Genomic DNA, 9,799 nt, shown 5'->3' with positions numbered 1-9,799 from the left:
TCCCGGCGCATCTTCCGAAATGGGATGGCCAACCCAAGGGATCCCTAATGGCCGCTCAGGGCAATATCCGTCGGCATGAAGGCCAGCTTCAGTTGCGCCACATAATCGGCGTAGCTCAGTGCCGGCACCGGTATCCCACTCCGCCAAGCCATGCATGCACTTCGACCATTGAATGAAGGCGGCAGGATAGATATAGGCCAAACTGGGATCCTGCAAAACCTCTTTGGGCAGTGGAGAGGCCGACTTCAGCACTGCCAACAGAGCCGGCGGCTTGTGGAGAATCACGCGCGTGGCCTCAATCTGCTCTGGGGAAACCCTAAACTTGGTGGCGATAAACGGGATCACTCTGGAAATGGCCATCACCCAACACCAACCTCGCCTATAGAGGTAGGTTGCCCCCAAGCCGAGGGGCTGGCCTCAGGGATCCTACGGAGAGCGGAAAAGAGGGATGAACATTGGCGAGGATGGCCGTGGGCGGGCCTGGGATCCCCTTGCTTGGAGCCGCTGCTCCTCGTTATCCTAGTAAAGCTGAAAAATCTGGGGAAACAGTGAGCCGTGGCTAAAAAGAGCATGATCGAGCGGGAGAAAAAGCGCCAACGCTTGGTCGAGAAGTATCGGGAGAAGCGCCAACAACTGAAAGCGGCCATGGCCGATCCCAACATCGACCAGGCCACCCGCATGGAGCTGCACGCCCAACTGCAAAAACTCCCTCGGGCCAGCTCGCCCACACGCCTGCGCAACCGCTGCTGGAAAACCGGGCGTCCCCGGGGTTACTTCCGCGATTTCGGCCTGTGCCGCAACAGCCTGCGGGAAATGGCCCACAGAGGCTTATTGCCAGGTGTGGTCAAGTCTAGCTGGTAGTTGCCTGGCCTTCGCCGCTTGGTTATGCAGCCAAAACACCCTTTTGAGAGATCCTGAGTGGGCCTGCAACCTTTCCAGCTCTGCGACGAAGATCTCACCCCTGCAATGGCAAAGGCCCTGGCCGGGGAACCCCACTTGGCCGTGGATACGGAGACGATGGGGTTGATCCCGCAGCGGGACAGGCTTTGCGTGGTGCAAATCGCCAACTCCGCCGGTGAGGTGGTGCTGTTGCGGCTGAGCCGTGGAGTAAAGCAGGCCCCCCTTCTGGCGGGGCTGCTGACGGATCCCAACATTGAAAAGATTTTCCACTACGCCCGCTTTGACCTGGCGATGCTGCGCTATCACCTGGGGATCCGGGCGTGGCCCGTCTTTTGCACCAAAATTGCCAGCAAACTGGCCCGCACCTACACCAGCAAGCATGGCCTCAAGGATGTGGTGAGCGAGCTGTGCGGGGTCGAACTCAACAAAACTGCCCAAAGCTCCGATTGGGGAGCCGTCCACGCGCTATCCGCCGAACAGCTGGAATATGCCGCCAACGATGTTCGCTATTTGATCCCGGTGCGCCACAAGTTGGCGGAGATGTTACGGCGGGAAGAACGCTGGGAGTTGGCGCAGCAGTGTTTCCAACATTTGCCTACTTTGGTAGAGCTGGATCTGTTGGGCTTCAGTAACGTCTTCGAACATCAGTAGTCGGAGTCTTATTTGATAGATAGTTATAGATAGTTATAGTCGTTTCAGGTTAGGTTGAGACGCCAGGGCTACTGAGAAAGGCTTTCTGGCTTCGTGCATTATTGCTCCGCAACGCTGGCGCGACGACGCGACCAACGTTTTAGTGTGGGTGCAGTGTCTTAGTTTGCATCGAAATGACCATATTCTTTTGGATGACCGGATTCTCAGGGATCCCCCCTCTCCCGAAGCTGAAAATGGGGATACGTCACCGGCGCATAAAGTATCTGCCAACACAGTTGGCCGCCCTTCTCTTTGATGTAGTGAGGATGGGGCTGGTCGTACCAATGGGCTTCTCGAGATAAACCGGCCTGCAACCCTCATTGCTCCCGCCATCATCTGTCTAGATCAGGGGGATCAGCCCTCACTTGGGCCACTATGAAAATCATTGGAGTTGAGTCAATGTTGGAGTCGCAGAGGGTGGTTCAAAGTGGGTTATCTTCCCCCGCTGTTTCGGGCAAGCCCGTTCTGGAGTTGCGCCACGTCTCGCTGCAGTACCCCACCAAGGGATCCCCAGTCACGATCATCCGCGACGTCAGCTTTTCTGTTGCCCACTCGGAGTTTGTCTCCATTGTTGGGCCGAGCGGCTGTGGCAAGACTTCTCTTTTGAAGATGATGGCCGGCCTGAACACTGACCATGGCGGCACCCTCTACTTTCAGTTGCAGCCCATCGCCGGCCCCCTGAAGAGTGTGGGCATGGCCTTTCAAAACCCGGTGCTGCTGCCCTGGCGCACAACCCTGGAGAACGTGTTGCTGCCGTTGGAGGTGGTAGAGCCCTACAAGCGCACCTTCAAGCAAAACCTGGCCCAGCACGAGAAGTCGGCGCTGGAGCTGCTGGCCACCGTAGGCTTGGAAGGTTTTCAGAAAGCCTATCCTTGGCAGCTTTCTGGGGGAATGCGGCAGCGGGCTTCCCTGTGCCGCGCTTTGATCCATCAGCCGGAGCTGTTGTTGTTGGACGAACCTTTTGCCGCTTTGGATGCCTTTACCCGCGAGGATATGTGGGAAATGTTGCAGCGGCTGTGGCTGCGCACCGGCTGCACCGCCATTTTGATCACTCACGATTTGCGGGAGGCGGTTTTCCTCTCCGATACCATTTATGTGATGGGGCCACGACCGAGCGAGATCATCTTTTCCCTCAAAGTGGATCTGCCCCGTCCACGCCCGCTGGAGATCTGCCTGACGGACGAGTTTCACCGCTTGGTCTCGGAAGTGCGCCAGCACATTCGGCGCAGCTATTAGGCCAAAGAGCCCTTGATCCAAAAAATCTGGAAAGGTTTGCTGGACAGGTTACCGCGCATTTCTGCCGAGGGATCCCATGAAAAAATCATTTGACCGATTTTTGCAGACCCAAACGGCTTCTGTGGTCTTGCCCGCTGTCACCATCGTTTTGACCCTTGTGCTCTGGCAGGTGGGGGTAGGGCTGTTCAACGTTCCTCGCTTCATTCTGCCGGCGCCCACCCAGATCCTCGCAGCCATGAACCAATGGAGCCCGGTGATTCTGCGTCACTCCCTAACCACCCTCACTTCGACGCTGCTGGCCTTTGCGCTGGCTTTGGTGGGGGGGATATTGCTGGGATCGATCATCGGCAGCTCCCGCCTGGCCCATCTGTGTTTGTACCCGCTGCTGGTGGGGTTTAACACCATCCCGAAGGTGGCTTTGGTGCCGCTGCTGGCGATTTGGTTTGGCTTGGGCCTGATCCCGGCGGTGATCACGGCCTTTTTGCTGGCCTTTTTCCCCATTGCAGTCAATGTGGCGGTGGGGCTGGAGACGGTGGAAGCCGAGATGCGAGATGTGCTGCGCTCGCTGGGGGCCAGCTCTTGGGAGATCTTCACCAAGGTGGGGCTACCCCACAGCATGCCCTACCTGTTTGCCTCGTTGAAGGTGGCCATCTCCTTTGCTTTTGTCGGCTCGGTGATCTCGGAGACGGTGGCTTCCAACCAGGGGCTGGGCTACCTGATCGTGTCGGCCAGTTCTTCTTTTGATGTGCCTTTGGCCTTTGCGGGTTTGGCTGCCCTCGGCATTATGGGCATTTTGCTCTACACCTTTTTTGCGGCTTTGGAGCGCTATGTCCTGTCCTGGCGACAGTAGCATCTCTCCCCAGGGAGCCAACCCCTGCCTGAGCTAGCCCAGGTCTGGAAAGGTGGCTCGCACCGCCGGGTGGACGATCTTTCCTGCCCTGATGTTGAGCCCTTTGGCCAAGGCCGAGTCTTGTTCCAAAGCAGCGGCCAGGCCAAGGTTGGCCAGCTTGAGGATGTAGGGGAGAGTGGCGTTGACCAGCGCTTGGGTCGAAGTCCAGGGGACAGCCCCCGGCATGTTGGGAACGCCGTAGTGCAACACCCCGTGGGCTTCGTAAACCGGCTGGGCATGGGTGGTAACCCGTGTGGTAGCAATGCACCCCCCCTGATCCACCGCCACATCCACAATGAGGGAGCGAGGACGCATCTGGGCCACCAACTCTTCTCCCACCAAGACCGGGGCCCGCCTTCCCGGCACCAGCACTGCCCCTACCACCAGGTCGGCCTCGCGAACACACTCTTCCACGCTTTGGGCCGTGCTGTAGAGCAGCTCCACACGGGATCCAAAGAGCAGCTCCAGCTCGTTCAGCCGCTGCAGGTTGATGTCCAAAATCTGCACCCGTGCCCCCAAGCCTACGGCCATTTTGGCCGCCTCGGTGCCCACGGTTCCCCCGCCCAGGATCACCACCCGTCCCGGCGATACCCCCGGGATCCCACCCAGCAACACGCCTCGCCCCCCCTGTTGTCGGGTGAGGTAATGGGCGCCAAACTGCACCGAGAGCCGCCCGGCAATCATGCTCATGGGCATCAACAAGGGCAGGGATCCATCTGCCAATTCCACCGTTTCATAGGCAAGGCAGGTGGCCCCCGATTGCAACAGCGCCTGGGTCAGCTCGCGGCTGGCGGCCAAGTGCAAATAGGTGAACAGAATAAGGTCGGGATGGAGCAGAGAATACTCAGCCGGCAGGGGCTCCTTGACCTTCACCACCAACTGCTGCCGGTAGATCTCCTCAGGAGTGACAGCCAGCTTGGCCCCCGCTTTTTGGTAGTCCTCATCCGTGAAGCCCGCCCCCTGGCCTGCTTGGGTTTCCACCCACACCTGATGCCCCTGTTCGGTTAAGGCCCGCACCGCCGCCGGTGTCAGCCCGACACGGAACTCTTGCTCTTTGATCTCTTTGGGCACGCCAATTCGCATAGGGATCCCCGCAGGGCTGCTTTCCAGTCTAGACAGACTCTCCCCGCAATGGGATCCCTGGCCTGTTGATCCCTACCTTGTAAGGGGACGGAGGAAGGAGAAGCAAGGGAAGTTGATCCCTGTCTTCTGCAGGAGATTTTCGAGAACGTAGGACTGGCGGATGCTGGGGTGGATCTCTAGCGCAAGAAGCGGGCCAAAAGCAGCAGGCCGAGGCCGCCGAAGAGGATGTTGAAGCTCCAGGCCGCTGCCCAGGGGGGAAGGGCTCCCACTTCTCCCAAGCTGCGAGACACGCTCAGAACCACGTAGTAGCCAAACACCAACAGGATCCCGAAGACGACGCCCCCGTAGCGTCCCACCCGCCGGGCAGTGCTGGATCCCAGGGGGAGCGAAATCAGCACGGCAAAAAAGCTGGCCAAGGGCAGGGAGAAGCGCATGTGGAACTCGGTGCGCAGAGCCTGAGTATTGAGATTGGAGCGGGCCAGGCGGGAAATCCGCTCCGCCAGCTCCGGTAAGCTCAACTCGCTGGGGGGAACCGGCGGCTGCATCAGGGCAGCCAGATCCTGGGAAACTTGCAGCGGCTTGCGATGAAACGTTTGCTCGGCAATACTGAGACCGGTGGGGCCGTAAAGGTGGGTTGCTCCTTCGCTCAGGCTCCACTCCAGTCCGTTCCACACTGCCTGAGCGGCCAAGGTCACTTCCGCCAACTGGTATTTGCCTCCCGGCAAGGGATCCACCCGCAAAATCGTGACATCTTGCATGGTATTCAACCGGGGATCCACTTGGCGGATGAAGAACCAGAGGTTGTCTTCGGTTTTGAAAAAGACATCGTATTGCACCGGGGTGGTGGCCTGGGCCAGCAAAGCTTGCTGATCGATCTGGCGGATTTGCTGTTTACTGGCCGGCAGCAACACGTTGCTGATGAAAAAAGCGCTCAAGCTCATGGCCAACCCCACCAGCAGCAGGGGCCGGAAAATCCGGCTAAACGGGATCCCGGCTGCCCGCATAGCGGTGATCTCGCTGTTGCCGCTCAGCTTGCCCAAGGTGAGCATGGTGGCAAAGAAGGCGGCAATGGGCATACCCAGCACCACCATCTCCGGCAGATCCAAAACCAAGAGGCGCAACACCGTCAGGGGGGGGACGGATCCCTCGACCAGCCGCTCGGCCAGGGTAAACAGTCGGCCCACCAGCAGCAGCAGGGTTCCCCCCGCAACACCGGTCAGCACTGGGGTGAGCATCTGCCCAAATAGATAGCGCTCCAGCAGCCAGAACTTGGTGAGCAACCGTGCCATGTTTGAGAATCGAAGGGGATCGCCCTTCTCCCCAAGGGAGAGGCGAGTTGCAATAGCCGAAGAATCGGCGGCAAAAGCCCTGAACCAGGCTTATCGATTTATTCTCGCTCAAGGGCTTGGGGCAGGTGGGGGAAACGACTCTGTTTTGTCGGCAGGATCCAAACGCGGCTGAGGAGAGTTGAGGGGAGGTTCGGACGCGGGATCCAGCTCGGCACCCCAGGTGACCAGGTAGGCCCGCTGTTCGGGGGAAAGGCGGCGAGCCTGGCGGAAATCTGCCCCTGCCACGATAGCTCCGGTGTAGGCTCCGGTCTTAAAATCCGGCTTTTGCCCCGGCTGAGCGGGGGAAGCCGTCTGAGGGGATCCCACAAACAGCAAAGCGCGGTAGAGATCGGCCCCGCGCAGGTCGGCATTCCGCAAGTTAGCTCCGCACAGATTGGTGTGGCTGAGATCGCAGCCGCTCAGGTTGGCCCGCTCCAGGCTGGCTTCGCTGAAATCCACCGCTCGCAACAGGGTGCCATGCAGGTCGGCTCCCTCCAGCATCGTGCCCAGGTTGACCACTCGGATGCCGTTCACGCGATCCCGCTGGTAACCCCCTTTGCCGTCCAGAATGGGTCGGCCCAGGTGTTCGTCTCGCCGCAGAGGGCTGAGCAGATTGGCAGTGGAGAGAAAGCGCAGGATCTTGGCTTTGCCGAAGCGATCCACCCCGTTCAACAAAGCAGCCGTGCGCCCGGCAGCAATGGCCCGCTCCAGGGGCCAATCGTCCAACTGCCCATCGGGAGACAAGACCAGGTTGGAAATGCCTTCAAAGTAGGCGTCGATGGTCTGCTGCTGGGTGATGATATTCTGCTGAATGGTGAGATCGCGGGAGATGATGTACTGCCGCCAGGCGATGTAGGCGGCCAGGATGGCAATCAAGATTTGGCCTGTGGCCCCAAACACTTCTCCCAAAGCCCCAATTGCTTCCCAACTCAGGGATCCCAAGGCAGAAAACAGCCCGCTCCCGGCAACCCCTCCCATCAGGGCCAAGCTGAGGGCCACTCCCGCCCAGGCCAATTGAGGCCAAGTGGTCAGCCACTGCCAAAGACGGCGCCCGATCTGAGCCCAAAGCGATCGCCCCCACCAGCCCGCCAGGCCCAGCCAAGCCAGCACCGCCCCCCAGCCCAAGACCGGCTGAGCCATCAGCTTTCCCAAGAGCAGCAAGAAGGCCGGGATCCCCAACAGCAGCAGATGAATCAGGGGTTGCCACGGTGAGACCGGAGACAGCAGGATCCCGGATTCAAGCAGCGACGGCTCTTGGGGCAGATGTTCGGGGACAAGGGTTTTGTAGGTCATGGCGCAAGCAGGGAGGTTACTCTAGGGCTAGTGTTAGACTTGCAAAAAAAGCCTGCGTTAGTCCGTATTTGGAGTTGGCGGATAGGGCAGGATCCCGCCTACTCAGTTTGGTAGGATAACCTCGGCCTTTCTTCTCTAGCCCAGCCTGGTGTGAGGATAACCACCATGATCTCTTCCTTATTGTCCTTACTGCCTATTGGTCTGCAGAAATCCGGCGAACACCAATCTACAGCAGTCCTGCCCGGCCTGCGGGCGCAGCGCCATCGTTCTGCAATGCTGACGCGGCTGGCAACCTCTCTGCTACTCGGCACCACCTTACTGCTAGCAGCCAAATTGGATCCTGGCTGGGCGCAAACTTCCCTGGACACTGGTATTACCGGCGAGCAGACCCTGCCTCAAGCTCCCCCGCTCCCGGACAATCGCCCGGCCATTTTCGTGGATGCAGCCAACGGCAGCGATACCCGTGGGGATGGATCCCGCAATAACCCCTTCAAGACGATTACTTATGCCATTCAGCGGGCTGAGGCTGGCAGCGTCATTCAGCTTTTTCCCGGGGTGTATAGCGAGGAGAGCGGCGAAACCTTCCCCATCCGTCTGAAAGCCGGCCTCACCTTGCGTGGGGACGAGTCCACCTTGGGAGAGGGCTATCTCATCACCGGCGGCGGTACCTACATGAGCCCGACCCTAGGCCGACAAAATGTTGCTCTGCTGGCAGAAACCGGCGCAGAAGTGCGAGGAGTTACCCTGCGCAACCAAGGGCGGCGCGGCTATGCCCTCTGGGTCGAATCGGCCTCCCCGCGCATTCTCAACAACAGCTTTGTGGGCAGCATCCACGATGGGATCTTCATCGCTGGCGCTGCCAATCCCTGGGTGGAGGGCAACCGCTTCTATAAAAACGGGGCCAACGGCATTTCCGTTTTGGGCACCTCCCAGCCCACCATCGTCAATAACCTGTTCCAGGAGACCGGCTTTGGCCTCACCATCGACCAACGCTCGGCGCCTGTTGTGCGCAACAACCGCATCCTGCAGAACCGTACCGGCGTGATCGTCGGGGGCAGCTCCAGGCCCATCCTGCGCAACAATCTCATCGCCCAGAACTTGGAGACCGGCCTCACTGCCATCACCAACGCCCAGCCGGATCTGGGCACGGCCACGGATCCCGGCAACAACATCTTTGAGGGCAACGGCCAATACGACATCCACAACGCCACCCGCGGCCTGCGCATCAATGCCAACGGCAACCAACTGCGGGGCAAAGCCAAAGGGGATCTGGATCTGTCCGGTCAAACCACCGTTGCCGCCCTTCCCGATAGCGCTCCCCGCCCCATTGCTCCTGGCACTTTGGCTCTGCCCAGTGCCCCGTCCCAGCCGGCTACTCCCAGGGATCCCCGGCCAGCGGCTGAGACCCCCTCCACCTTGCCGGTTGTGACGGTGCCGCAATCGACGGATCCCAGCCCAGTTGCCTCTCTATCGGGATCGGGGGGGCGCGTTTTGCCCAACGTTCCTGCCCAGCCGGCGGACACTCAACCCCAAGCGCAGGAGTTTGTTGCCGTCCCCTTCACGCCAGATGGCTCTACCGCACCTGCTCAGCCGGTTGGCCCTGCCCCCGCAGCTCCTGTTCCCAGGCCACCCTCGGCTCCCCTCACAGATATCACCACCCTTCTGCCCCCGCCGGCCCGTCGCTCATCGGCAGGGATCCCAACTACTCCCTCTGCTCCCACTACAACTCCAGTTGCCCCCCCTGTGGCTGCTGTGGGTAACGACTCCGTTTCGCCAACGCGAACGGCAACCCAATTTCGCGTGTTGGTGACCCCTAAGAGCAGCGATGACTTGAACCGATTGCGGCAGCTCATCCCCGACGCGGTGGAAACGGTTTTCAACGGCAGAACAGTGTTGCAGGCGGGCCTGTACGACAGTCGCAGCCAGGCCCAGTCGGTCTTGGATCGGCTGTTGGATGCCGGCTTTGAGGCGGTTGCCGAGATGATTTTCCGCTAGCGACCCTCCACCCTACCGGCTTGCTTCTCCATAGCGGTACGAGGGAGCTTTGATCCCAGTTCTTTGGCGGGGTGGCCAGCCATTGAGCCCAAGTCTCCTTGGTCGCTGGCAAGGGAATTGACTACAAGTGCTTGCCAAGAGCGATGACGGCTCGAACACCCCCTCTCTAGTCCAGCGGATCCAGTCGGTAGCGGCTGAGCCAGTGATCCAAATGCACTTCCTCCTCGTCCAGCAGTTGGGCGTTGATCAACCCCCGTTTGAAAGCAAGACGTATGGCTCGCGCCCGCAAGCTGAAGGTGGTTCCCCACTCGTCGCTGATACATTCACGCTGAACTCTCCTGAACATGGTTCAGGAAAGAAGCGATCGCATCCTGCCTATCTCTGT

General features: G+C 59.9%; 10 protein-coding genes. 5 read left to right on the top strand and 5 right to left on the bottom strand.

Going from position 1 to position 9,799, the window contains the following annotated elements:
* Window positions 1-360 (bottom strand): hypothetical protein (locus NW837_RS00985; RefSeq protein WP_414328863.1); only part of this gene is annotated, 360 nt, incomplete at its 3' end.
* A gap of 195 nt (window positions 361-555) precedes the next feature.
* On the opposite strand from NW837_RS00985, the gene rpsN reads away from it, so the two are divergent.
* The 4 genes from rpsN to NW837_RS00965 all read left to right on the top strand — a co-directional run bounded on the left by rpsN (window position 556) and on the right by NW837_RS00965 (window position 3,676).
* Window positions 556-861, top strand: a complete 306-nt coding sequence (gene rpsN, locus NW837_RS00980) for a 30S ribosomal protein S14 (protein WP_011432985.1) — start codon at window positions 556-558, stop codon at window positions 859-861.
* Window positions 862-918: 57 nt separating this feature from the next.
* Window positions 919-1,551 carry a ribonuclease D gene (locus NW837_RS00975; protein WP_414328862.1) on the top strand — a complete coding sequence of 211 codons (633 nt, stop codon included), beginning with the start codon at window positions 919-921 and terminating at the stop codon, window positions 1,549-1,551.
* 438 nt (window positions 1,552-1,989) lie between these two features.
* Window positions 1,990-2,826, top strand: a complete 837-nt coding sequence (locus tag NW837_RS00970) for an ABC transporter ATP-binding protein (protein ID WP_049749636.1) — start codon at window positions 1,990-1,992, stop codon at window positions 2,824-2,826.
* 76 nt (window positions 2,827-2,902) lie between these two features.
* Window positions 2,903-3,676: an ABC transporter permease gene (locus tag NW837_RS00965; RefSeq protein ID WP_414328861.1), complete on the top strand. Its 774-nt coding sequence runs from the start codon at window positions 2,903-2,905 to the stop codon at window positions 3,674-3,676.
* 33 nt (window positions 3,677-3,709) lie between these two features.
* Here the strand turns inward: NW837_RS00965 and ald are convergent, their stop codons facing one another.
* From ald to NW837_RS00950, 3 genes are all read right to left on the bottom strand, one after another.
* On the bottom strand, window positions 3,710-4,798 hold the full coding sequence (ald, locus tag NW837_RS00960; RefSeq protein WP_414328860.1) for an alanine dehydrogenase: 1,089 nt from the start codon (window positions 4,796-4,798) through the stop codon (window positions 3,710-3,712).
* Between the two features lie 176 nt (window positions 4,799-4,974).
* Window positions 4,975-6,087 carry an LptF/LptG family permease gene (locus NW837_RS00955; RefSeq protein WP_414328859.1) on the bottom strand — a complete coding sequence of 371 codons (1,113 nt, stop codon included), beginning with the start codon at window positions 6,085-6,087 and terminating at the stop codon, window positions 4,975-4,977.
* Window positions 6,088-6,195: 108 nt separating this feature from the next.
* A complete protein-coding gene (locus NW837_RS00950; protein ID WP_414328858.1) occupies window positions 6,196-7,419 on the bottom strand; it encodes a pentapeptide repeat-containing protein in 1,224 nt (407 codons plus the stop codon).
* Window positions 7,420-7,584: 165 nt separating this feature from the next.
* Between NW837_RS00950 and NW837_RS00945 the strand changes: the two genes are divergently transcribed.
* Window positions 7,585-9,414, top strand: coding sequence for a DUF1565 domain-containing protein (locus tag NW837_RS00945; RefSeq protein ID WP_414328857.1), 1,830 nt, complete (start codon window positions 7,585-7,587; stop codon window positions 9,412-9,414).
* Window positions 9,415-9,580: 166 nt separating this feature from the next.
* On the opposite strand, the gene NW837_RS00940 is transcribed toward NW837_RS00945, so the two are convergent.
* Window positions 9,581-9,760: a hypothetical protein gene (locus NW837_RS00940; protein ID WP_414328856.1), complete on the bottom strand. Its 180-nt coding sequence runs from the start codon at window positions 9,758-9,760 to the stop codon at window positions 9,581-9,583.
* Between the last annotated feature and the right edge of the window lie 39 nt (window positions 9,761-9,799).

This window comes from Synechococcus sp. R6-10, from assembly GCF_047461815.1.
GTDB lineage: Bacteria > Cyanobacteriota > Cyanobacteriia > Thermostichales > Thermostichaceae > Thermostichus.
Note: the sequence above shows the minus strand (reverse complement) of the source record. Positions and strands in the feature narration are given on the sequence as shown.